The organism is Pseudoalteromonas holothuriae, from assembly GCF_945859825.1.
GTDB lineage: Bacteria > Pseudomonadota > Gammaproteobacteria > Enterobacterales > Alteromonadaceae > Pseudoalteromonas > Pseudoalteromonas holothuriae.
Genome location: NZ_CAMAPC010000003.1, coordinates 395,463 through 419,999 on the forward strand (window position 1 = coordinate 395,463; position 24,537 = coordinate 419,999).

A 24,537-nucleotide genomic window follows, 5' to 3' on the forward strand; every position below is an offset into this window, starting at 1 on the left:
ATTAGGGATATTTTATGAAGTATTCTACTTTGGCATTGGCTGTTTTTTTTAGCCTGCCTCTGCTAAAACCCGCTATCGCACTAGCTAATTCAGACAAGTCGACTACCTGTGATTTCAATATACCTTCATCTCACTATTTGGTTGATGGAACTGAAATGAATGTTCAACCCGGGGATACTATCTGTCTTGCTGCTGGAGAGCGAGGACCACTGAGAGTAAAAAATGTGGTTGGCACACAATCACAGCCCATTACTATTACAAATGCAGATGGCGTAGTCGTCAGTAAGCCTTATGAATATAGTATTGCAATAGAGCAATCAAAATGGGTGAGAATTACGTCAACTCCAGTAGGTTCTGCCAATCCCTATGGTATTCGCTTAGGTGGAACACTTAGCATTGGCCAACTTAGCGAGCAAGTAGAAGTAGATAATATCGAAATTTATCGTGCTCGTTTTGCTGGCATGTTAATTAAAACCGACCCAAATTGCTCTCCAGCAACTTGGGCAGAAAACTTCACGATGACAGGCATTAATATTCATCATAACTACATTCATCACACCGAAGAAGGTGAAGGTATGTATGTGGGATACACAGGCTTGAGTAGAACGCTTGAATGTGATGGCGTAGCAACCACTGTCTACCCTCATAAACTTAAAAATGTGCGTATTCATAACAACAAATTAGAATACATTGCAGCCGATGGTATCCAATTAAACGCTGTGCAAGGTGATGCGCAAATCACTAACAATACAATCTACCGTACCGGTGTGAGCCCATTTGCGCCGGTTTGGCAAAACACTGGCATTCAGGTTGGTGGTGACAATGTGCAAGTAAGTGGTAATTTAATCTACCGCAGCGGCGGTAATGGCATGATGCTCGATGGTGACAACCTCGAAATTACTAACAACAATATTATCTACGCTGGTGAAAACGGTATCTTTGCACGTAATGCGGCGCAACAAAATAACCAAAATAGTGGCGGCTTACCGCATATTTATAAAGATAACCTATTTGTGCAGCCAAAAAGCTACGGCATAAAGTTATATGCGACTAATACATCGGCACCAAATGAAATTAGCAATAATACCATTGAAAATGATGGCCAGTTTGATGCAGCAAATCGTCCAATGACGTTTTCATTCTTAAATGACCAAGTGGACAGGGAGCTACACAATAACCATCATTATATAGTCGATGAAGGCGAACAAGACTAACTTTGCTGTAGGAGCGGCATTGCCCGCTCCTACACCTCATGGTTAGCGCGCTTTTTACTCATTAACCATGCAACGAAAATGCAAATGCACTGCATTAACAGTATATTAATGCTAAACCATTGTAAGCCTTCATAATTCAGCACCATTGAAATAATCAGTAGTGCAGCAAACAAGCTTAAATTTAATTTAGCCGAGCCAAGATACGATGAAACTTCATCGCTTAGGTAATACAACAACCCAACTAAAAGTAATGTGCAAACCAAGAGGTATATAAAAGTTGCAAAGTAATACTTAACCAAATCAAAAGCTAAAAAATACAGCCATAAATTATAATACGCAATAAAGCCTACAAATGTTTGCCTACCTGAGAGCCCAAATACCTTTAACGATACAATTGGCGCAAATAGTGGCAACAAAAATATAAACCAAATAGATACATTCATATCATACCCTTCAAATGGGGCACCTTAGCACCCCTGAATTATATTAATAGCATACTTGCTGGGCTACATCACCACCACCAGAGTTAGTCCAAACAGTCACACATATAAAGCCCCTTTCTACATCTCTACCACGATCTCGGCCGCCACCTCCTTCAGAGCCACCTCCAGATGAGCTACCCGAGCGCACTTCTAATAGACTTCCTCCTTTAATAACTAAGGTGTCACCAGCTTGTAGATCCGTTCTGTACCAATTAGTTCCGGTCAGTATTTCATTAATTGCTGTAGCAGTTGTAGCCTCAACAAGACTTGAACGAATTATAACACTTAAAGCCGCAGCTACCCGAGCAGCAATTTTTCCAACAGCATTGGCTGTTACCACAGAGATTGCTATTCGTCTCGCATCGTTATTACCATCAATAAACTCTTGGGTGACAGTAAATTCAACCTTTTTGTTTATAACATAATCCAAAAAATCACTTTGAACCCATTGCTCACAACTATAGTCAGGGTCATATCTACAATCTAATGGCATGTCTAATGGTTGGACATCATTGGATACAATGCGTGGAACGGTTGGATAATAAATGTCTAAGTACTCTTCAAGAGTAATACTTTCTACAAGCTCACTACCATCAAAGAAGTTAAAGACTTGCTCTTTACCAAAGTAAGTATCATAAAAGCTAAAAATATATCTAAATTCCTGATCTATATTACAACTATAACGGCATAACACATTAAAATGACCATTATCATCTAAGTGTGAAGTTGTTATCTCTCTTTGATCTAGAGAGTCCATATACGTAGTTAAATCATTAGCATAAGATAATGTTGATATTGCTAAACTTATAAGAAAGATAGTCAATTGTTTCATAAGTAATTCCATTTATAATTAAAGTCCCCTTCTCATTGAAGGGCCATAACAACAGCCATATTTGGCATTAGAAACCATAGACAAGAAACAAATTAATAATTTAATTTTCACGAAAAAAACAAAATAAAGACATAAAGTCCAGCCACACCGATGAGAAAAATATCAATTAGCCACTCCCATTAAAGAAGAGATATATTGAAAAATGTATTCCAACTCCTATGTCAAACTACCTTGTTTCTACCTTGAATTTTCCAGATAAAAACAACTCAAGCTTCGACTTGGGTGACTCATGACTTATCGGCTTCATAACAACCCGGTTGACGTGGACACGCGTTACCACGAGTACATATTACTCTTACGTCACCACTTAATGCTCGCTCGACCCAAGCAATATTTAAAATTCTAGCCACACTCATTAACTGTTGTTTTATATTATGAGGTATAACACTCGCTCCGCCATGTTTTATGCATAACATTTGTAGCTCAGACACCACAGCATAAACATCAACCCCTTGAGCAGCAATGGCAGGGTTTAAGTCTAACCCCGCACAAAGTACATGAGGATTCCCGGCTAAATCTTCTACTTGTATCGATTCACAGCAATAAAGTCTTGGCTTACCCTCAACCAACAAAATAGACAGCTGAGTGCTACTTTGCGTTGACGCCTGTGCAAACTTTCTAAACACCGCCCAGTGTTGACAGGGGTCTTGCACCGTTCGCATATTACCCCATGGCAACGGAATACCATTACCACGATATACGGCTTTTAGTTTACCTGGTTGATAAGCATCAAAATAATGCCAATGCGGGTAAGGCGATACCACCGTCATACGGCGCATGGCAACTGATGCTGAGATATCGAGCTTTTTATGTACACTCACTTCGTAACCGTGACTATCAAGTAGTTGCCTAAACGGTACTTTTGGACAAAGTAATGCCCCAGCAAAAAAACTTGCCTCGAAATCACGCCATGCATTAAGAATATCTTGTGCATTAGGTGTACTATGCGCAGGCTCTGTACTATCGCTATGCCCGCCAATGGTTAGCTTGCAGTGTAAGCCCTCTTGATTATGCAATACTGCATGACCAATATGTACGGCTAAGTCGTACTTTAATCGACTTTGCCTACTCTTAAGCGCCTCATTTAAATACACCGTATTAGGAAGTTCAAAATAAGAAGTTGTCAGGCACTTGGTTACTTCTCCTTCATCACCCAACTTATTATTACCAGAGTGATTAAACCAACGAATTTGCAAGCCATGTTGCGTTGCAATCGTCATTAAGTCGTTGCTATTTAAAAATAAATTTTTATTGCCAACTTCTTCGGCAGCACGCTCTAAATCAGGGAAGTGGTTTTGATGATGCTCTTGGTGGGCACGGATCAGCAAGTGCGCAAATTGACGACCACTGATCCCCGTTTGCGAAAGCATTTCTGGAATTGCAATTTGCAAAATATCATTTGAGAACAAAAAGTTGGGTTCAAGTGCCATACCTACAATTCCACCATGGTTTCCCTTGGTAGGCGTAATACTGGCAGCTTCTGGTTCATTATCTAAAAACCACGTCACAGGCTTTTGAAATACCGCTGACAAATTTTCTAACATGTCTTGGCTTGGTGTGCGCTTACCACGCTCAATCATAGATAAATAAGATACAGAAGGGGCCGTATGTGGGTCAACACGAATACAACGTGTTGACAAATCTTCTAATGTTAAATGATTTCGCTTACGCAAGTTGCGTATTTTAGTACCTAAGAAGTGAGATTTTCGCATCAAACTTTGTTCTTTTTTCATTATTTTTATACCAACAAGGATGTCTGCCTATGTATAAAAATAACACAATTTGTAAAATTTACACTGTAAAATTCTTTTTGTGAAATTTTAGAGAAAAGTCACATACACTAAGTTTGAACACTCTCACATGGCATTTAAAACTAACGCGACTAAGAATGAGGCACTTTTTATGACAGCTCTAACCTGTTCAAATTTTGACACGCAATCAACTCAATGCGAAAAGCTAGATATAGCAAAGCAATACCTAGATCAACACTGCCCACTTGATCATGGCTCTCACCTACAAGCCACGCATTATGTAGTTTACTACAATCACGTAATGGCATTTTTTGCTGATGGCAGTCACTGTGGCTTAAAATACCCCAAACAATTTGTGGCATTATGCGGTCACCGTGATGATCCCAGTGCTATCTTGCTAAAAAAATCAGATGACTTACACATAGAAATCACATTTAACCGCTGTGGTGTATCGGGCAAGTTTGACCGTGCTAATATTGATGATATTCAAGTAGAAACACCACTGAGCGCTGTATCGTCTGACACAGAACTCAATAAGTTATGGATGAGTTTCCTATCAGGCGTACAGCACACCACATTTTGTAAGCAGTACACAGCTAAAAATGGTCATGATTATTGCCTTGGCAATGTTTAAACAACCTAGGTGCAAGGAGGGAGTGTCAGTTGATTGCTCCCAATATGCTACTTCATCATCTATATTACCAATTGCATTAAATAAAGTTATAGCTTTAGTTCTTTGCTTAATATCACATCAAGCTTTGTTCTTTTGGTACACATAAAACACATTTTTTGGCTAATATGACGAAACGCCAATGACTCCTTTTCACTAAATCGAGACCATGCATCTAACTGCTTAATAGATGAATTAACTGCCGTACTAAAGAGCATACATTTGTCAGCTTTACACTTACTGCTATCAGCGCTGATATAGCTTAAAATATCAACCGAGGTGTGTTCGTTAGCAACAAGCTTTAAAAACAAATTAGAAAACGCAGCCTTATCTATATTCACATCCATTTCATATAGGCTCGCTATGTTTTCCATCTCGGTATGTAGGTTGTGTAAAAACACCTCCTGTTCATCACCAAGCTTTTCCCAGCCAGTACATAAATACTCGCCTAATTCCACCACTTTCATAACCGCCCTCTTAACTACACTGATACAGTTGATCATTATGCAAATTGCATTATCAGCGTCCGTGCATATCACTCCTCAATTGTTAGTATAGACTAGCAATCAATAAACAAATTTGGTTAGGCTTGTGTAACGCCTAGGACATGTTCAAAAGAGGTCGTTAGTAATCAAATAAAACATCAAGGCAACCATTAAGTTCAGTGCCCGTCAGAGCCATAAGATTCAATGTGCGTTTTGATACAAGAATTTATGCCACTTCTGTTACCGTATACTCTATATTTACAGTGTTAAACTGAACTTAGCCAACTTAAGGAACAAAGGATATGAAAGTACTAAGCGGCCCTATACTTAGGCGAGTAGAGGCAACCACAGCATGTATTTGGCTCATAATCAATGGTACATTTGATAAAGAGCAACTAAGCACAAATACCAGTGTGCAGTTACAACCCATTAGCAATACGGCTACCACTGAATACATCAAACTCACCGACCAGCTGCATGCCATACTCATCACATTACAAGCTCCCCAAGCTGGTTGGCCTGAAGGAGATTATGTACATTACGACTTGCTATACCAGGGTGATAGCCTTATTCAAAAACAGTATTTTAATGGTCCGCTACCAACATACCCTGGCCATACACTTCCTTGCTTTCGCTACTTTTCTAAACACCAAAAAATATTGAATGCTTCTTGTCGCAAACCTCATGGTACAAAGCAAGATGCATTAGCAGCTTTTGATAAACGAGTCGAAAACCGCAACAAGCTCGACTCACTCCCAGACATTGCATTTTTTACTGGCGATCAAATTTATGCCGATGACGTTGACCCTCAAATTGCTAAATACATTTTTGAGCAATCACAAATGCTTTTTAATAATGAGGCGTTGGCACCCGCAGTAGATAACAACACCTCTCATTGGAAACCTAGCTTAGACGAATTAGGCTGGCAAAATCGTCAACGACTGTTAAACAAGCAAGAAGGGTTTTATAGTCAAAGCGCAGATCATCATTTACTAGGCTTTAGAGAGTATATGTTGATGTATATGCTCGCATGGGGTGGCTTATGCCATGACTTAGCCCCACCATCAAATGAACGACCTCGGCGTTTAAATGATATATGGAAAAGCTACGATAAAGCCCTATCTTTTGTTAAGCAAAGCTGGCGTGTCCGCCGCTTACTTGCTCATGTACCCAGTTATATGATGTTTGATGATCATGAAGTTACTGATGATTGGAATCTTACCAAAAAAATTACTGAGCAGCTAAGTCACCATGGTCACTTAGGACAACAAGTTGTAACTCATGCTTTAGCGGCTTTTACCATTTGCCAAGCATGGGGTAATTCACCAACCCAACATCAAACGCTTATCAATGACCTGCTTCCTACCTTAATAGGTAGCCTTAATAATTATGACGCACCTCTTTATCAAAATGTATTTATGCAACTCAATCAACATAACTTTACTACTTTAATTCCCAGCAACCCACCCGCTTTACTCATCGACACCCGTACACAAAGGACGTTTAAAAATGAGAAAGGCTTATTTCCATTATTGGTTGATGACCCTGCGTTAGCAACAATAAAAGCGCAACTTGCAACACTAGATAATAATACGAAGCAACTACTGGTCATTTCACCTGCGCCCGTTTTTGGCTTTTCTGAACTGGAACAAAAGCAGCTTGGCGTTGTTAAAACATTTCGCCATGGCGGGTCTACATTTATGGATGGTGAATGTTGGATAAGCGACGAACAACAATTGGCTAAACTATGCGAAGCACTGATGAGTTTAAGTCACTTACAACAATGCTACATCCTCTCAGGTGACGTACACTATGGTTTTTGTCGTGTAAAGAAAATACCTCATCCAGCCAATTCACATACTGTAAATTTTTGGCAATTAACCAGCAGCTCTATTTCAAACAAACCAACAGGCGCCATTGAAACAACATTAAAAATATTGCACTCAGGAACAGTGCTTGGTTTATCAATCAACCCCTTTCATAAGAGAAATACCCAGTACCTCAAGCCAAAAAAGTGGCAAGGCAAGTTTTTATCTGGCAATTTGAATCTAGGGTTTTTAATGTTAGATGATGCAAACGGTCATAAATATACTATGGATGTACTCAAGCAAAAAGGACAATGGAAAAATTGGCAATATGATTTGAATGCACCTGATTTACTGCAATAGTCGTTGCATCAATTTTTGTTTATAAGCCCGGGCGTTAACTTAGAGGTTGTACAGCTGTTCGGTTATGAGCAGCTACTTTAATGACCTAACAGGGCTCTTACTGACCAGCATTGCGTTCTACACGCTTTTATCTGTTGAATTTGGATAGTTTATGTAAAGTAAAGTAGACGCATTACTTTATCTAACACACTAAACGTCTTTGTTGTTCTGTTCGTTGGTTGTTATTCTTGCTCAAACTGCCAGTCATTGAATAATAAATTCAAACTATTTTGACTTTTTAGATATCGAGAAACAACATGAGCTGCCCATACCAATCTGACAACAAATCTAGTAATTACCGTGCTATGGAAAAAGACATTCATACCGACTTTAAAGACGATATGTCTTATGGTGATTACTTAAACTTAGAACCAATACTAAACGCACAACACCCATTATCTGATCAACACGATGAAATGCTATTTATTGTCATCCACCAAGCCAGTGAGTTATGGTTAAAATTGGCAGGCCATGAGCTAAACGAAGCCATCGAAAATATCAAAAGCGGCGACTTTGGCCATGCTTTTAAAGTGATTTCCCGTGTTAAGCAAATTTTGAGTCAGCTCACCCAATCTTGGGGGATACTTTCGACTCTCACCCCCGTTGATTATTTAAAATTTCGTGATGCACTGGGGCACTCTTCAGGCTTTCAATCCTATGGCTATAGAAAAATAGAATTTTTACTTGGCAATAAAAATACTGAGTTACTCAAAGTGCACGAAAGTAACAGCGCAGTGCATGCAGAGCTGAGTGATATTTTGCACCAACCAAGCCTCTATGAAGAAGCGCTCAAAGCGCTTAAAGACCAGGGTTTACCAATTGATGACTGCGTACTAAATCGTGATTTTAGTCAGCCTTATGAAGCGAATCAAAGTGTGCTTGAAGCTTGGTTAACCGTGTACAAGCATTCTGACAAATACTTTCACTTATATGAGCTGGCCGAAAAGCTCGTTGATATAGAGGATAGCTTTCAACAATGGCGTTTTAAGCATATGTACACCGTGCAACGTATAATCGGTAATAAAGTAGGAACTGGCGGTTCATCTGGTGTTGGATTCTTGAAAAAAGCATTAGATATTAGTTTTTTCCCTGAGTTATTTGAACTGCGTACACACCTTTAATTAAACTGAGGCACAAATTATGACAACCGACTTAGCTTTAGCGCTACAGCCACATTACAGTGACTTTAAAGTGCAAGAGCGTATTTTGCTTTCGGGCCACTCACATCAAGCATGGCCTAATGCAGCTAAAGCAGGGTTACTTGAATGCTACCATGATGCTTCAATGCACGTAGATGACAAGTGGGATAAAGCATTTATAAAAGCACAACGAGTTAAAGACTTTTACGCAAAATTGCTCGGTGAGACAGATGCGCAAATTACCCTTGGCGCATCAACCCATGAGCTAATCTTACGTTTTTTATCCGACTTATCCTGCTTTAAAAAGCCACCTAAGCGGGCAATCAAAATTGTCACCACCGATGGTGAGTTTCATTCCATGCGCAGACAACTAAACCGCTTTAAGCAGCTTAATATGCAAATTGAAGTTGTACCTGTCGCACCCAGTAACACATTAGCTCAGCGTTTAACCGACAAAATAGATGCACATACCGATGCAGTTATGATCTCTGCGGTATTTTATGGCACCAGCGAAATTTTTCGTGATGTAGGACAAGTAGCGCAGTATGCACACAGCTTAAGTGTCCCTTGTTTAGTCGACACCTACCATGCGCTTAATGTGGTACCATTTAACCTCTACAGTTGGCAGCTTGAACATGCCTTTGTTGTCTCTGGCGGTTACAAATACTGCCAAGCTGGCGAAGGTAACTGTATGATGCGTATTCCTCAAGGTTATAACGGCAGTCCAATTATAACCGGTTGGTATGCAGAATTTAGCGTATTAGACCAAGCGCCGGGGCAAGTGAATTATGGCCCGGGATTTAATGCTTTTGAAGGGTCAACTTACGACCCATCTAGTCACTATCGCGGCGCAGCCGTTTTTGACTTTTTTGAGCAACAACAGCTTGATGTTGACTCTCTCAGGGCAATTAGCCAGCAGCAAATTGCGCAATTACGCCATGGTATTACATCTTCACCAAAGCTTGCGCAAAGTTTTGAGTTTGCCAAACATGAGCTTGAGCATAATGGTGGATTTCTCGCCCTGAGTACCCAACAAGCCAGCCAATGGGTATCTAAACTGCATGAACGTGGTGTGCAATCAGATAGCCGAGGCACCCAATTACGCCTTGGCCCTGCGCCCTATGTAAGCGAATATCAACTCAACCAAGCGTTAAATATTATGGAAGATATCGCCACAAAATAGCTTTGTATTACAGTAGCACCTTACTCACATATAAGGTGCTACTGATGATTACTACATATTACCCAGCTCTATCATCATCGCGGTATACATTCTTAAATTAAGCTTTAACTGCTCAACGGTAATAAACTCATGTTCAGAATGACCTGTGTAGCGCTTACCGGGCATTGAAGGGCCAAAGCTGACTGCATTATCAAATAATTTAGCATTGGTGCCACCGCCAATAGAAACAAACCCGGCATCGTTATCTTGGGTATAGTGCTTAAATATATCTAACAGTTTTTGCGCATGTGGGGCGCTGTCAAGTAACATTGGCTCACCGAGCATTACCTCAAGTGCATCCAGCGCCACTTCATGCGTTTGTTGCCAAGTCGCTACCGCTTGGCGAATTTGTGATTCAAGTTCTGTTGCGTTTTTACCCACGGGTCTACGTAAATTAACCGACAAAGTAATTGCGTCACCTTGGCGTGTGAGTAGTGTTGGTGAAACCGTCATTGGCCCCATAAAGTCATGGCTATATGCAATTTTACCAAACTGTTTGCCATATAAGCCTGTACCAATTAGTTCACGAATAAACATAACCGCTTGACCATCCGCATTTGGCTCCAAGTCAACACGGTTAAACAACGATGCCAAGTAAGCGATTGCGTTAACACCCGCTTCAGGCTCTGAAGAGTGTGCAGATACACCCGCAACAGCAATTTTTAACCCTGATGGTTGTTTAATAAACTGCGTTTTAATTTGTTTGAATGCCTGTGCCTTAGTTTTAATTTGTGCAATTAATTCAGCCGACGCATTATGTAATACTAAACTTGCATCTTCTGGGATCTGGCTTTTAAATGCCCCGCCCTGCAAATCACTCACATACACACCTTGTTGTGATGATATGCCTTTAAAAACCGGCTCAACTAAACTCCAGCCTTTTTCAGCGACTACCACAGGATAACTTGCATCAATGGTAATAGCATATTTTGGTTGTTCATAAGTTTTCATAAACGCTTTTAATGGCGCCCAGTCAGATTCTTCTGCAAGATAAATCATCAACTCAATACGGTTATCCAGTTTTATGCCCTGATCTTTGATGGCCTTCATAGCATAAAGCGCCGTTGCAATTGGGCCTTTATCATCTTCAGTGCCCCGTGCTATCAATTTACCCGGCTGCGACGTGCTGTCTAACAAAAATGGGCTTTGCTGCCATTTACTTGGGTCTGCTGGTTGCACATCGCCATGGGTAACCACGGTGACTTTTTGCCTTTGTTGACCTAAGCCGATTAATACCGTGTGACCAAAGTCTTGATAATCTAAACCAAGTTCTGCAGCTTTGATTTTTAGGAGTTGTTTAAAGCCAATGAAGTCAGGGTTGTTAGGTGTTTCAAGCCCTTTTTTATTAACCGTTGGAAACGATACCATATTGGCAAGGGTATGAATTTGCGCTTGCTGGTAGTGCTGCACGGCATATTCTGCGGTTTTATTACTGATATCAGAAATATGAGCTTGTACACTGCTGGCAAGCACCAATGCTGCCAAAGAGACAAAACGAGTCATGAAAGTTCCTTTCTATTTCACTTTAGGTTATATAAACAACAAAGGGGCTTGCGCCCCAAAGTAATTAGTCTATTTTTTCAATGTATTATGCTTGCTTTTGCTGAGCAATCCAACGCTTTACATCTTCTTCAACAATCGCCAAAGGACGCGCGCCTTTTAACAAAATAAGATCATGAAACGCTTTAACATCAAACCTGTCACCTAACGCATCTTTGGCCATGGTGCGTAGCTCAACTAGCTTCAACATACCTAATTTATACCCTAACGCCTGCCCAGGCCAAGCAATGTAGCGGTCAATCGCGGCGGTTACATCACTCATCGCCGTACCCGTTGCTTGTGCAAAATACTCAATCGCTTGCTGACGTGTCCATCGTTTATGGTGCAAACCTGTATCAACAACTAAGCGCGCAGCTCGGTACACTTCTGCCTGTAAACGGCCTAAATCACCAAATGGGTCGTTTTCGTACATGCCCATTTCAAACGCAACTAGCTCAGAGTAAAGTGCCCAGCCCTCTATGTAGCCATTAAATGAAGCGTTTTGACGCATTAAACCAATGTCTGTTTGCAACATATTAAGTGCAATCTGAAAATGGTGTCCGGGCACCGCTTCATGGTAGGTTAGCGTTTTCATCGCAAAGCTTGGTACTGCTTTCATATCTTTTAAGTTAATGGCAAAAACACCAGGACGACTACCATCAAGTGATGGGCCATTGTAATAACCACCTGGCGCGCCTGCTTCAACCGCTTTAGGAATACGTTTTACTTCCACTTTTTGTGGTGGCAGGGTTGAAAAAAGCTCAGGCGCTTTTTTATTAATGGTTTCAATCTCACCACGTAGGAATGTCAGCAGCTTTTCACGGCCTTCGTCACTGTCTTCATATAAAAAGCGTTCTTCTTCGTTTAACTGCTTCATTCTATCGCCAACGCTACCTTTGCTATAGCCGTTTGCTTTTAGAATTTCATCCATACGAGCGGTTATGCGTTCAACTTCTTGTAAACCAATATCATGAATTTGTTCTGCACTCATATCTGAGTCTGCAAGATAAGTAATCGCATGTTGATAAAAAGCTTCGCCATTAGGCTGTGCCCAAATACCGACTTTGGTCGGTGCTTTTGCTTCTAACGCTTGCATATCAGCCGTTGCTTTAGCAAAAGCAGGATAGATTTTATCTTCAACAATTGCTGTCGCTCGACTAACATATTGCTGCTTATCTTCATTAGGTATATCTGCTACTGCATCTAGTTTTTGTGCAAAAGAACTTACAAGTGGATGTTGGGCAGCCTCTGGCGTAACAAAGTTATCTAAATAACCCAATGTATTAGCAAACAAAGGCTTAGGTAAAATAACGCCTTTTTTAGCATCAGCAGCAGCTTTAGCGCGCACTTGCTCTGTCATTTTTGCAAAACCATCTAAGCGCGCTAAGTAATTCTCAGCATCTTGTGGTGACTCAACACCATGCTGATCTTTAAGTACATTAGGAATATCAACTAACGGACCTGATAACTGGTTAATAATGTAGGGTAGATGGCCACCCCACGTATCAACATACCCTGCTGAAAACTGACTGTGGCCTGCATAGTAACGCGCTAAAACTTCATTTACTTTTACATGTAATAATTCATCGTCGCTTAGCTGGCTATTTTGCAATGCTTTAAGCTGTTCAGCTGCTTTGTTCATATCTATCTGCAGAGCTTGCATGCCAGCCAATGAATAATTTGGCAATCTAGCTGCATACTCCCCGTACTGCTCTGGCGATAATTTAAGTGAGGTTGCTAAGGCAGGTTGATGCGTAACAAATGTTTGTGTGTACTGCTCAACCACATCATCTACAGATGCAGTACTGGCAATGCTTGACACTTCAGCAGCTGTTTTTTTAGCGACCCCATTTGATGTATTGCTCTCTGATGAACACCCAGCGAGGGCAAAAAGGACAGCTAAGCTGACTAAGCTTGCTTTTTTCATAACGAAACTCCGTTGGTAACAGTTGCGGCAATTGAGTATATATTTTTATTTATTATTGTGCTGTAGCAATAACATTTTTGATGAATAATATACAGCGCAATGAGGTAAGCTACGCCAAGATGGGCTAAATTTGATACTTTTGCGATGCCAAACCAAAGCGGCAAGACTAAATCATTTTCTATCGCAATTTGTGACTGAATAAAATTGGCACAAGCAACGTAGGCTAGAAGCTAAATAACACGCGTTCAAAGTGATGAGATTCAGAAATGAGTTCAGAGTGACGAAGTCAGCTCTACCATGAGACTAATTGAAATACGCTAGTGCAAAAGCCATTAGTCTTCCTGACGAAGGTCAGGATCTATTAAACGAACTACGTAAAGCTAGAATTACAAAGCGGCCGCACTTCCATATACCAGCCGCTTCATAAACTGGGAGATTAGTTAATCTTTGTGTCTAAGTTTTTAAGGCCTAGATTTGCAGACAACACCGTACCTTCTTTTTTCAAACTTGCTACAACTTCTGTCAGGTTTTGTTTCGATGAAGTAACAACATAAAATGATTTGTATGCTTGTTTTAAGGTCAAACCATGAGTTTTTGCTACTTCATCGGCATCAGCAAAGCTGGCCAATTGAACAATCACTTCGCCCGTTGCTTCAAAAGCACTTAAACCATTGTCACCAATGATAATTTGACCTTTCGTAACCGCTTCACCACTGAGTAAGCCGCCTACAGTTGTGTGACCATTCAACTGCAACTGACTTGCATCTTGAATTGGTAAGTTGCTTAACTCATCAACTGATACCGAAGCATTGGCATAAACTGCGCTCGAAGCAGTTAAAGCACATAAAACGAATAGTTTTTTCATTGTTATACTCCTTAGTGGCCGTAAATACGTAGTGACCAATCTTTTAACAGACCCGCATCAGCATTATTACTGCTGTTGGTGCCAAATAGGCCAACGCCAGCATTATAAATTAATGTCTGACTGCTGCCTTTGTCTGTATCAATCACTTTAATAGTCCAATCGCCTTGCGATTGCTCACCATAAAAGTGGTGACTCAGCATAATTGCATCAGTGTAGCCACCATCTGTACCACCTAAAAAGCCAGTACGCGCACTCATTACCACACTGCGTGTACCAGATGGAGAGGTAAGCTCAATTGCCAAATCACGAAGACGAGTGTGATCAATATTCACTTTTAACTGCACTGCCTCAACAGTCAAGTTTTGTGCCACAGCCATAGTGCTTTGTGCACCCGTTAAATCTGCATCAGGGATAGTTGCATTTACCGTTGTCGGCTGCCAGTCAGTAATTTGTAATTCAGGTAATGAAACACTTGTAAACAGGGCTTTATACACCGCATCATCAATATTTACAGCACCTAAGCCATAAAAGTTATGGAAGTTATAACCTGCCGCATTAGTTTGCCAGCCAGGGATTGCATCATAGCTAAGCGCTTCACCCGTTGCCGACTCAAAATTTAGATTTACACCGTTATGTTGAGGGTCTACTTTACGCGCTGTAGTTGCTAATAAGTGGCGTACTGTTCTTGCGTCAAGCCCTGGGTTTGCCGACATAACAGTGGCAATTGCACCTGCTGTATTTGGCGCAGCTGAAGAGGTGCCGTTCATCACACCGGTAAAGTCACAATTTGGATCAACCTCAGAGCCACCATGTAAACTATTTTTATGGGTGCCAGATACATTCATACCTTGCTCACAACCGGTTAAATCAACGGTAACCATTGCTGGTTTATCCTGACCATACTCACCTCCTGGTGATGATAAGAATACGTTAGAGCCTACTGATGAGTATGACGCCAGTTTACCTTCTGCATTAAGCGACGATACTACTAAGTTCCAAAACGTTGTATTGCTTGGTGTAATGTTGGCATTATGAAATGGTAAACCTTGGTTATTAAAGAACGCGTTACCTTCATACGGTAATACTAAAAAGCGTTGCCCTTGTATGTACGTTGAATATGACGCAAACGAGTTACCGGCAGACTTAACATAAATTGAGCCTCTGCCCCAGTGACTGTTAAGCGTAATATCTTGCATAACAGTTTCTTCTAGCGCAAAGCGAGGGTCTAAACTCAAATCTCCATTTACAGGTGCAGAAGGTGTACTACCATAGCTTTGGTTAAATACTCGCGGGTCAGTAAATCTATCAAGCGCTCTGAAGTCTTCACCTAAGCCATGTGATAACATCCACGACTCAACTGACTGTTCACTTAGAAAGTTAAAACCAATTAAGTTGGCATAAGGAGCAACACCTCTACCACCTAAGTTATTGCCTTCTTCAGCGGCAATAAGACCAGCAACTGCTGTACCATGGCCATGTGTATCTACTGGGTAGTCACTGCCATCAATTAAGTTTTTTGAACCTGCCACCACATTATTTTTTAAATCTGGGTGTGAGATCTCAACGCCAGTATCAATCACTGATACCGTGATGCCTCTGCCTTTAATTCCCATACGGTCTGCAAAATCTAAATTAAGATCTTCTCCTGCAGAGCCTGACGATAATGAAAAGCCAGTTTGTCCTGTATTTTGTAAATGCCACTGCTGGAATGTCAGTGGATCACGCTTAACTAAATTTTGTTCTGGCGAAGTATTTGCGTTCGCTGCACAAGTTGCAGCAAGTATCGATACGGCCAATATATTCTTTTTATAATTCATAGTGTCCTCAACGTGTTCACCCCTATAAGGGGAACTAAACATAACACCGCGGTCACGTATCAGCAACAAAAAAAGACACCGTTGTCATAAATTATTTTATATTTTTAACAGAAACAAGACTTTAAATTAAAATAAATCTCACGTAAAAAACATAAAAAGTACTTAATTGACCTAGTTGGCACTAACTGCTCGCTTAAATTCACCTTTGGCTTTATGCAGTAGCAGTGTAGAATACGGCGCTTAATCGTTAGAGGTAGTTATGAACCGTAAGAAAAAAATATACGAAACGCTCAAAAAGAAAGACAAACGAGCAAACGCAAAATTGCATAAAAGTAATAAACCACGATATGTGTCAAAAGCACAACGCGCCGCCATGCAAGATCAGCAACCAAGTGATGAACATAACACGCCGCAACCGCTTAATGAAACCAACTAGTTACCGACTTGTTCGTTTAGCTCAGTGAGCATATCTTCATTGAACATGTTGTTTTTTAGTAAGTTTTTTAACTTACTATCGCCTTGCTGATAAAGTGATAGAATTTGTTGGGCAAGTTGAAGGTTCAACTCAGGTTGTTTATTTTTAGATTGGTAATACTGAAGCATCAACCCATCAGCTGCCATACTTCTTAAATATTCGTTAGGTTCTTTTTCAATTATTGAAACAAAATTTTCAGCCACTCTCGCATCAGTCAGTGGTGTATTGGTGATAACTTCTAATGCTTGAACTTTTATAGCTTCATCATCACTTTGCTGTGCAATACGCAATATTGCATCAACAGTCTCATAGTTGTAATACCTCATTTGCGTTTTATTAAGCACATACATATTCATTTGCAATTGTCCCATTGCTGACAACCGCTCATGTGCAGATAAGCTACTATCGAGTATCTTTGCATTAAGGTCTTTATTAGTTTGCAAAGCATACTCTGGGTCTGTTTTTAGTTTAAGTTCATAATCTTTAGGTAAGTTTTCATAAAATGCGTAAGCCGGATCTTTGTTACGCATTTCTTCTTGCTCACGTGCCTGCTTTTGTTCAAGCACCGCTAACACCGCTTGCTCAAAGTTTGGCGGCTTAACCATGTCACTATCAGAAGCCACTCGATGTTGCTCTATTATACGAAGGCGCGCTTCCAAGTTAAAAACCTGCGCATTGAGCGTATTAATTATTTGTTCGTATGATTCATTTGTATCACGACTCGCTGGTTTTTGAGTCATCACAACTTGTGTGGCTGTACTTGGCTTGAACTGAGCAACAAGCCCATAAATAGATAAACCCAGTGCCAACGCTGACATAACAAAGCCAATATGTGTCTGTTTCAACTTGAAAACTCCCAATACGTATATGCCGCAACTGTATACAAAAGCACAGTAAAAATCAGCAATAAAAATGTAAAATATGGTTATTCCAATTTAATGCATACATTTATTTTGTATCACCATAAAACAGGAAACTTGACAAAGTTAAGACACTAGTAATTTACCTGAAATAGTTTTGCAAGCAATCGTTCACACCACCAATCTAATATGTTGCGCTTTAAACATGGATGACACTCGTTACTAGGATGACATTTTCACCATAGGAAAAAACATGAAAAAGATCAGCAGTATGCTTGTTGCACTTTTGCCCACACTGGCATTGGCACAATCCGATGTTCACTATGAGCAATGTAAAACCAGTTTTAATTACCTAGGCGCAGACTATCAGGGCACTACAAATAAGAATAATGACGGTAGCCAGTGGTGCTATTTAAAAACAGCGCAAGAAGGCGCTTACTGGGGCAATGTAAAAGTCGAAACCATCCCTGAGTTTAAAACCAAAACGGGTAAAACTTGTCGTGCGCCATCGAGCTATCAAGGTGAACAGTTTTATGGCTGTAGTTCACGTAACCACACTACTCCTTGGTGTTATACCAGTGAAACACAATGGGAAGAGTGTGATCTTGCAGAGCCTGCTGAAATACTTAGCCATACACACCCAAAAGCAAGCAAACGCTTAGATAGAGTCGCACTTGGGTCTTGCTTTAAAACCAAAGGTGACATGCCTGAAGCATTAGCTCGCTTAATCACTCAGCAGCCTGATTTATTCTTATGGCTTGGTGATAACATATATGCTGATACAACCGATATGGGCAATATGCGTAGAAAATACAACGAAAAGAAACAAAACGCTGATTACCACGCCTTTTTAGAAGCGAAAATTCCAGTAATGGCAACATGGGATGACCATGATTTTGGCCGCAACAACGATGGTAAATATTATCCTGAACGTGAAAATGCACAAAAAGAGTATTTGCGTCACTTTGATGCCCCTGACAATGACCCACGTTTAAATGGTCGAGCGGGCATTTACGAAGCCAAAATGCTCGGAACTGACGATGAAAAAACCCATGTGATCACTGTTGATGCGCGGTATTTTCGCTCACCGACGTTCAACAACTATGGCAAATGTGAAGGTGAACAAAGCACCATGCTAGGTGAGCAACAGTGGCAGTGGCTTGAACAAGAACTGGCTAAACCCTCAGAAATCAAGTTAATAGCCAGTGGCATTCAAGTATTACCGCCTCTTTATCAAGGGCGCAGCATGTCAAGCTATTGTGCATATGGTAATGGAGATCAGTTTAAAACTGCTATAGAGTCACTAGGTGAGACTGACATGTCTGGCACCAGCTATGAATCATGGGCTGAAATGCCTAATGAAAGAGCACGCTTGCTGCGTATGGTACAAAAGTCGATTAATGATGGAAAAACCAAAACCGTGATTTTTCTTTCAGGCGATCAACACTGGGGAGAAATCTTACAAAAAGACATTCCTGCAGATGCAAAGTTTGGCAAGCAAACCACAGTGTATGAAATTACCGCATCAGGCTTTGGTCAAAACTGGCCTTATCACATCGAAAACCCATTAAGATTACCAGTTTATGCCGATACGAAAGGAGATGGCAGCTACAGCAAACAATGTAAGTTACCATATAGTTATGCAGGCGTTACTTATCAAGGCTGCACTACCAGAGATAATGACAAACCTTGGTGCTACACCGAAGTAGACGAAAGTGGTAAAGGCGTTGCAGGTGAGTGGGGAAATTGTGCACCAAGTGGTGCAAAAATTCCAACCGGCTTTGTAGGTAACGTAAGCAATGACATCAAAAATCTTACTACCAGCAATCGCCATTTAATTAATAAATCTGGTAGTAATTACGGTATGTTAGACATCGACTGGCAAAACCGCACGATTAAGTTATCACTGCAAACAGCAGATGAAGAGGCTATTTCGACCATTATTAACTTCTAGTTATTTTTACAATAGTGAGTTGAAGGTTTAGGCAGGCTAGGGAATACCCTAAATAGGCAACCTCGCATAGTTACTCTATGTGAGTTTGCCGATAACACTAAATAAATCGTCAACCCGCACTAACATAATAAGGCGTTTTTATTCAGGCAAATTATTTTTATATGTTACTCCCGAATATTTACTAAAATTTAACATTAAATCAGTACTTTGAAGCTCTAACTGCTGCTCATTCAACTGCCCAAGTTGGTAACTAACTTCTAACTCCAGCACTTTTTTAAGCGTCTTCAATACGTTAACATAGTATGGTAACTCTTCTGCAGTGTTAACCAAATGTCGAGCGAGAATACTCAAATTAACGACATTACTTAAGCTACTAGTGGAAATGTTTTTGCTCACAATAGGCAAAACAAGAATATCATCCAGATAGCTGGGTAATGGTGGCATATTATTGTGATATAACTTTGTAATATCAGTTTGCTCGTCCAACGACTCAAAATGCTCATGCAGCGCTTGTGAGTAATCAAAGCTGACATCAACCGTCTCAACGGCGGCATTAAGCAACTTAATCATATCTTTTTTTTCTGCCTGACCTGCACTGTATTCACTTATATTTATCGCCACTAATACACCAACCAAAGTAGCAATCAAAGTTAAAATAAAATTAACACCCAGTGCATTGCGCTCTGCTGTTTTTGCAAAACGAGGTAAAAAAACAAACCCGCCCACCGCTACTAATACTAAAGTAAGAACAAAATACAGCATACAATCTCTCTAATTCCTTTTTATCGGAACATAATACCAACCTCTCTTAAATTGAGTAAAGCGAAGCAGTAAATTACTTAAGTACAAAAATAGTGACAATAGGCTCAGTCAGTTATTCAATACGCTCAACTGATGGATACTTGCCGCTGGCAAGTTCATGATATATGTCATCTAAATATTGCGTAAGCGCCACAGCTTCAAGGTTTGGTGGGATCACTACGTCATATACTCTTACACGCATGCTGGTGTCTGACTCTTTAAACAGTTGCCACTGTTCATTGATACGAATAACAGACATAACACGTCCGAATACATTAAACTTGTACATAGTAATACCTCATAATAACGCTTTATTACACTAAAACAGCTCTCTATACTACACGCCAAGCAGAGAAATAAAATATGTAACTTTCACCTATGGCCTGCTCAATAGCAAAGATAAACAAGCCCTAAAGTAATACTGCCAACTTAAATTTAAGCGTGATTATATTTTACTGCTCTTGCCCGTTACTAAAAAATGACGGTTTAAATCTAATCGCCTTTTTAAGCGCTTCTTTTGCTTGATCTTCATCTACTGTCTCAACTCTTTTAGCCACTTCCATCAACAAAAAAGTCGTTTCATTATTGCGGTTATCCTGTATACCCTTTTCAAGTACAACTAGGTTAGAATAAAGTGACTCTAGGGCGCAGGAACCTATTGCAACTGTGCCAGCCAACACTTGCTTTTGTGACACCATTTTAGCTGCAGCAGCCGTCCCTTGCGGTATTGCCAACTCTTTCACCGTGTTATTTTTCTTCCATTGATTAATTTGCTTTAACGCGGCTGGGTGTGATGCTAGTTGAACGATGGGTTGTTTACGTTCAAACTCGTCTTTGCGCATCAAAACACACATTTCTATCGCCGTGGTAATAGATGCCACTACGGTCTTAATTTCATACTGCTTTAAAGCGTCAACAGTCGCTTTTACCAGTCGCCCTTCTATGGTTGAGTTTTCGACTGCACTAAATGCCAGTGCGTTATGAGCGTATGCATTTTGAAAAGTTTGAGTTGGAGAGCCAGAGAACACCAGCGCATCTTTTAAAAGCGGCTTTTTTGCAAACAACGAGTGAATTGCCGCATCATTAAAACTGCCAGCTGATGCCTGTACATATATTTTCGCAACACTGGGGGTTGTGATGAACATAGCTGCGACTAAGCTCACTCTTAAAATAAACTGCCTTTGACTTTTCATACCGTTAAATATATCGCCTTATCTTCAAGTTAAATAAATAAAATTCAATAGAAGTCAGTCATCTCACGCTTATCACCGCGTAAGCACTTACCTACTAAAAAGCACCTAAATATACTAATACTAAAAATACGAACTACTTTACACGCCTCACACACTTATTCCGGTGATATTTTACCAAAAACAGGCTTTATCGTGTCTTAATCAGGCACAAACCCCAAGCTTATCGGTGTTACTGTGCTGCCAGCTAAAATAGTATTGAAATAGCGGCTTTATGCATAAAATATGTTCCCAATATAACTAAATGGTTCTATGCTGGCGAGCATATAACCTCAAAACCATACAAAAAAGGACTAACATGCGACCTTCTTTCGATGACTTAAATTATTTTGTCGAGGTAGCAAATACAAAAAACTTATCTCGCGCCGCACAACGTTTAGGTATAACACAACCGAGTGTGAGTGCAGCCATAAAGCGCCTTGAACAAGCTTTTACAACCCCTCTGTTGGTAAGAAACCGAAGTGGCGTGCAATTAACACGCTCAGGTATCGCTTTAGAGGAACATAGTCGAAAGTTTATGGCGCAATGGGAGCAACTAAAAACAAATGTGATCCGTGCTGGTACAGATATGGCGGGTACTTTTACGATTGGTTGTCACCCATCGGTCGCGTTGTATACACTGCCTCATTTAATTCCTGCACTCAAACGTATACATCCACATATAACACTCAACTTAGTTCATGACTTATCGCGAAAAATTACTGAGCAAATAATCGGCTGCGAAATAGACTTTGGTTTAGTAATAAACCCAATTCGTCACCCTGATTTAGTGATCCACACACTATTTTTCGATGAAGTTGCCCTGTGGTGCTCATTGGAATATGACAGCGCTCTCAGCGCTCATGAGGGCGTAAACACCTTGTATTGCGATCCCAATTTAAAACAGAGCCAAACTTTGCTTAAAGCATTAGATTTAAAACAGTTTCAAATTGAGCATTCAAATAATCTTGAAGTGATTGCCAGCCTTGTTGCACAAAGTGTTGGGTTAGGCATACTGCCTGAGCGGGTCGCAAATAAATGCCCTCAGCCTTTGCGGCGATACCCGCACAGTGATGATGTAGTCATGGACGAATTATGTTTAGTACACCGCGCTGACATTCAAAAAAGTGCTGCTAGCCAGCACTTAAAATTGGCAATTAAAAGCTTGCTCACTGAGCCTCACTATTTATAGCTTAGTATTGGCATCATCAAGCTGTTTACAGGTAACCGCACTTGTCAGCGCATGCACCTCGCTAAACACTGACATATTGTCAAAAACCTCACCAAATGTAATATTATCTTTCGTTTTTATCGTTACATAAGTGGCATAATATTGATTTTGATAATCAAAAGAGTACATGATGCCATCACGGCTAATAGAGTTAGGTTGCATCTCATATGCGCCACTAGATGAGGGGTACAAAGACGTAACACTAATATACTCCAACAACTCTTTATAGTAGCGCTCATGACTATTACGCCAATTAAGCGCTATGCCCGCCCCACAATTTCCATCTCTTAATTGCGGATAATTTACATAGAAAGTGACTTCTTTGGCATCGCGACTCAATGTGGCGAAATCTCCACTGGTTTTAATCCAGTCACCAGGGCTTGCTAAAGCAGGTATCGATAACATTGCACTCACAAGTGATAAGCAACAAACCTTTATTTTAATACTCATTTTTATACTCCGACTCTACATGTTGTGTTTTAACGTCATCATAAAGATGCGTTGCAAAACAGTAAAATAGAAGTTAACAATGGGTATCATAGCTGTATTCTATACCTGTATTGAGTCCGCTAAGTTTTACCTTTTATATTGGGTAGAGCAATAGCCTCGGCTAATATCAGGGTGGCGTAATTTTTTATGCTTGGTGACTCTGCCATTAACGCGCTGCCGCCAAAGCTTAAAGCTGCTAGCCTTTAAATGCTTGCGCATAAAGCCAACCACCTGTGGTTCATTTAGGCCATATAATTGCTCAATAGCTTCAAAAGGTGTTCTATCTTCCCATGCCATTTCAATTATTCGGCTTTGCTCGCAGACTGAAAAATCCATACATACTCCATGATAAATAAAAGTAGTAATACGCACTGCGCTACCAAAGCGATTACTCAATATCATCACCCGCAGTGCACCACAAGACTTAGCACTGGCAAAGAGGTATGTCACCCAACTGAGTGACTTGGCTAATACACACAACCATGAGCCAATCTGGGTTGAACTCGCCAAAGGCTTGGTCAATATCATTGCACGCAGTGCACCACAAGACTTAGCACTGGCAAAACAGTACTTAAATCAATTAATTAAATTGGCCGTTGAGCAAGTTAATGCCACTAACGCCTCTGAAATAAACCTACTAAAAGGCAAAGCTATGCTAGTGACGAGTTATTTTTGGATAATAGGCAAGCCTAATACTGGGGGTGAGGAGTTACTTATACAAGTTGAGCAAGAGTTTGCTGGTAGTGAGTTGCAAACAATAATTCACCAAGTTAAAGCTGAACTTGGCAGTGCTGGTGGTACTTCCTAACAGTGCGACACAAAACAATGACGCAATAAGATCCTGACCTTCGTCAGGATGACGGCTATTAAGGATGACAGTTATAAGAGTGACAATTATAAATAATGCGTCACCCTGACCTTCGTCAGGGCCTACTGCAAGCACGGCAAATAACTTCACAAGATCCTGACCTTCGTCAGGATGACGACGATTAAGGATGACAGTTATAAGAGTGACGATTATAAGTAATACGTCACCCTGAGCTTGTTCCAGGGCCTACTGTAAGCACGGCAAATAACTTCATAAGATCCTAACCTTCGTCAGGATGACGACGATTAAGGATGACAGTTATAAGAGTGACGATTATAAGTAATGCGTCACCCTGAACTTGTTTCAGGGCCTACTGTAAGCACGGCAAATAACTTCATAAGATCCTAACCTTCGTCAGGATGACGACGATTAAGGATGACAGTTATAAGAGTGACGATTATAAGTAATACGTCACCCTGA

The 24,537-nt window shown here is 40.5% G+C and carries 22 protein-coding genes; 9 read left to right on the top strand and 13 right to left on the bottom strand.

Annotated features, from left to right (window positions below):
* The first annotated feature begins 14 nt into the window (after positions 1-14).
* The gene (locus tag OCI93_RS05975; RefSeq protein WP_261626007.1) at positions 15-1,214 is read left to right on the top strand and encodes a right-handed parallel beta-helix repeat-containing protein; all 1,200 of its coding nucleotides are present in this window, start codon (positions 15-17) and stop codon (positions 1,212-1,214) included.
* A 486-nt stretch (positions 1,215-1,700) separates the two neighbouring features.
* On the opposite strand, the gene OCI93_RS05980 is transcribed toward OCI93_RS05975, so the two are convergent.
* Entirely contained in the window at positions 1,701-2,528 is an 828-nt protein-coding gene (locus OCI93_RS05980) for a hypothetical protein (protein WP_261593660.1), read from the bottom strand.
* A 287-nt stretch (positions 2,529-2,815) separates the two neighbouring features.
* On the bottom strand, positions 2,816-4,321 hold the full coding sequence (locus tag OCI93_RS05985) for a DUF3612 domain-containing protein (RefSeq protein WP_261626008.1): 1,506 nt from the start codon (positions 4,319-4,321) through the stop codon (positions 2,816-2,818).
* 127 nt (positions 4,322-4,448) lie between these two features.
* Between OCI93_RS05985 and OCI93_RS05990 the strand changes: the two genes are divergently transcribed.
* Entirely contained in the window at positions 4,449-4,973 is a 525-nt protein-coding gene (locus tag OCI93_RS05990) for an aldolase/citrate lyase/malate synthase family protein (protein ID WP_261626009.1), read from the top strand.
* Between the two features lie 86 nt (positions 4,974-5,059).
* On the opposite strand, the gene OCI93_RS05995 is transcribed toward OCI93_RS05990, so the two are convergent.
* Positions 5,060-5,476 carry a hypothetical protein gene (locus tag OCI93_RS05995; RefSeq protein WP_261626010.1) on the bottom strand — a complete coding sequence of 139 codons (417 nt, stop codon included), beginning with the start codon at positions 5,474-5,476 and terminating at the stop codon, positions 5,060-5,062.
* 320 nt (positions 5,477-5,796) lie between these two features.
* Between OCI93_RS05995 and OCI93_RS06000 the strand changes: the two genes are divergently transcribed.
* The 3 genes from OCI93_RS06000 to OCI93_RS06010 all read left to right on the top strand — a co-directional run bounded on the left by OCI93_RS06000 (position 5,797) and on the right by OCI93_RS06010 (position 10,023).
* Entirely contained in the window at positions 5,797-7,662 is a 1,866-nt protein-coding gene (locus OCI93_RS06000) for a metallophosphoesterase family protein (protein ID WP_261626011.1), read from the top strand.
* A gap of 296 nt (positions 7,663-7,958) precedes the next feature.
* Positions 7,959-8,822, top strand: a complete 864-nt coding sequence (gene kynA / locus OCI93_RS06005; RefSeq protein ID WP_261626012.1) for a tryptophan 2,3-dioxygenase — start codon at positions 7,959-7,961, stop codon at positions 8,820-8,822.
* 19 nt (positions 8,823-8,841) lie between these two features.
* Positions 8,842-10,023 (top strand): aminotransferase class V-fold PLP-dependent enzyme, encoded by a 1,182-nt coding sequence (locus tag OCI93_RS06010; RefSeq protein ID WP_261626013.1) that lies wholly within the window; start codon positions 8,842-8,844, stop codon positions 10,021-10,023.
* 51 nt (positions 10,024-10,074) lie between these two features.
* Here OCI93_RS06010 and OCI93_RS06015 read toward each other — a convergent pair whose 3' ends face one another.
* From OCI93_RS06015 to OCI93_RS06030, 4 genes are all read right to left on the bottom strand, one after another.
* On the bottom strand, positions 10,075-11,565 hold the full coding sequence (locus OCI93_RS06015) for a dipeptidase (protein ID WP_261626014.1): 1,491 nt from the start codon (positions 11,563-11,565) through the stop codon (positions 10,075-10,077).
* Positions 11,566-11,650: 85 nt separating this feature from the next.
* A complete protein-coding gene (locus OCI93_RS06020; RefSeq protein ID WP_261626015.1) occupies positions 11,651-13,528 on the bottom strand; it encodes a DUF885 domain-containing protein in 1,878 nt (625 codons plus the stop codon).
* Positions 13,529-13,964: 436 nt separating this feature from the next.
* Positions 13,965-14,393: a hypothetical protein gene (locus OCI93_RS06025; RefSeq protein WP_261626016.1), complete on the bottom strand. Its 429-nt coding sequence runs from the start codon at positions 14,391-14,393 to the stop codon at positions 13,965-13,967.
* Between the two features lie 11 nt (positions 14,394-14,404).
* Positions 14,405-16,210 carry a S8 family peptidase gene (locus OCI93_RS06030; RefSeq protein ID WP_261593651.1) on the bottom strand — a complete coding sequence of 602 codons (1,806 nt, stop codon included), beginning with the start codon at positions 16,208-16,210 and terminating at the stop codon, positions 14,405-14,407.
* Between the two features lie 259 nt (positions 16,211-16,469).
* On the opposite strand from OCI93_RS06030, the gene OCI93_RS06035 reads away from it, so the two are divergent.
* Entirely contained in the window at positions 16,470-16,646 is a 177-nt protein-coding gene (locus OCI93_RS06035; protein WP_261593650.1) for a DUF2986 domain-containing protein, read from the top strand.
* Here OCI93_RS06035 and OCI93_RS06040 read toward each other — a convergent pair.
* Complete coding sequence (locus tag OCI93_RS06040; RefSeq protein WP_261626017.1) at positions 16,643-17,530, bottom strand: hypothetical protein; 888 nt, start codon at positions 17,528-17,530, stop codon at positions 16,643-16,645. The two genes, OCI93_RS06035 and OCI93_RS06040, sit on opposite strands and share 4 nt — an antisense overlap.
* A 268-nt stretch (positions 17,531-17,798) precedes the next feature.
* On the opposite strand from OCI93_RS06040, the gene OCI93_RS06045 reads away from it, so the two are divergent.
* Complete coding sequence (locus OCI93_RS06045) at positions 17,799-19,499, top strand: alkaline phosphatase D family protein (protein WP_261626018.1); 1,701 nt, start codon at positions 17,799-17,801, stop codon at positions 19,497-19,499.
* Between the two features lie 138 nt (positions 19,500-19,637).
* Here the strand turns inward: OCI93_RS06045 and OCI93_RS06050 are convergent, their stop codons facing one another.
* The 3 genes from OCI93_RS06050 to OCI93_RS06060 form a co-directional block, all read right to left on the bottom strand.
* Complete coding sequence (locus tag OCI93_RS06050; RefSeq protein ID WP_261626019.1) at positions 19,638-20,261, bottom strand: hypothetical protein; 624 nt, start codon at positions 20,259-20,261, stop codon at positions 19,638-19,640.
* A 112-nt stretch (positions 20,262-20,373) separates the two neighbouring features.
* Positions 20,374-20,589 carry a DUF7661 family protein gene (locus tag OCI93_RS06055; protein WP_261626020.1) on the bottom strand — a complete coding sequence of 72 codons (216 nt, stop codon included), beginning with the start codon at positions 20,587-20,589 and terminating at the stop codon, positions 20,374-20,376.
* Positions 20,590-20,752: 163 nt separating this feature from the next.
* Positions 20,753-21,493, bottom strand: a complete 741-nt coding sequence (locus OCI93_RS06060; protein ID WP_261626021.1) for a prephenate dehydratase domain-containing protein — start codon at positions 21,491-21,493, stop codon at positions 20,753-20,755.
* A gap of 355 nt (positions 21,494-21,848) precedes the next feature.
* On the opposite strand from OCI93_RS06060, the gene OCI93_RS06065 reads away from it, so the two are divergent.
* Positions 21,849-22,721, top strand: a complete 873-nt coding sequence (locus tag OCI93_RS06065) for a LysR family transcriptional regulator (protein ID WP_261593644.1) — start codon at positions 21,849-21,851, stop codon at positions 22,719-22,721.
* On the opposite strand, the gene OCI93_RS06070 is transcribed toward OCI93_RS06065, so the two are convergent.
* Together OCI93_RS06070 and OCI93_RS06075 are read right to left on the bottom strand one after the other, a co-directional pair.
* A complete protein-coding gene (locus OCI93_RS06070) occupies positions 22,716-23,210 on the bottom strand; it encodes a hypothetical protein (RefSeq protein WP_261626022.1) in 495 nt (164 codons plus the stop codon). The two genes, OCI93_RS06065 and OCI93_RS06070, sit on opposite strands and share 6 nt — an antisense overlap.
* A 126-nt stretch (positions 23,211-23,336) precedes the next feature.
* Positions 23,337-23,585 carry a TIGR03643 family protein gene (locus OCI93_RS06075; protein ID WP_261593642.1) on the bottom strand — a complete coding sequence of 83 codons (249 nt, stop codon included), beginning with the start codon at positions 23,583-23,585 and terminating at the stop codon, positions 23,337-23,339.
* A 127-nt stretch (positions 23,586-23,712) separates the two neighbouring features.
* On the opposite strand from OCI93_RS06075, the gene OCI93_RS06080 reads away from it, so the two are divergent.
* Positions 23,713-24,057 carry a hypothetical protein gene (locus tag OCI93_RS06080; RefSeq protein WP_261626023.1) on the top strand — a complete coding sequence of 115 codons (345 nt, stop codon included), beginning with the start codon at positions 23,713-23,715 and terminating at the stop codon, positions 24,055-24,057.
* Positions 24,058-24,537 lie beyond the last annotated feature (480 nt).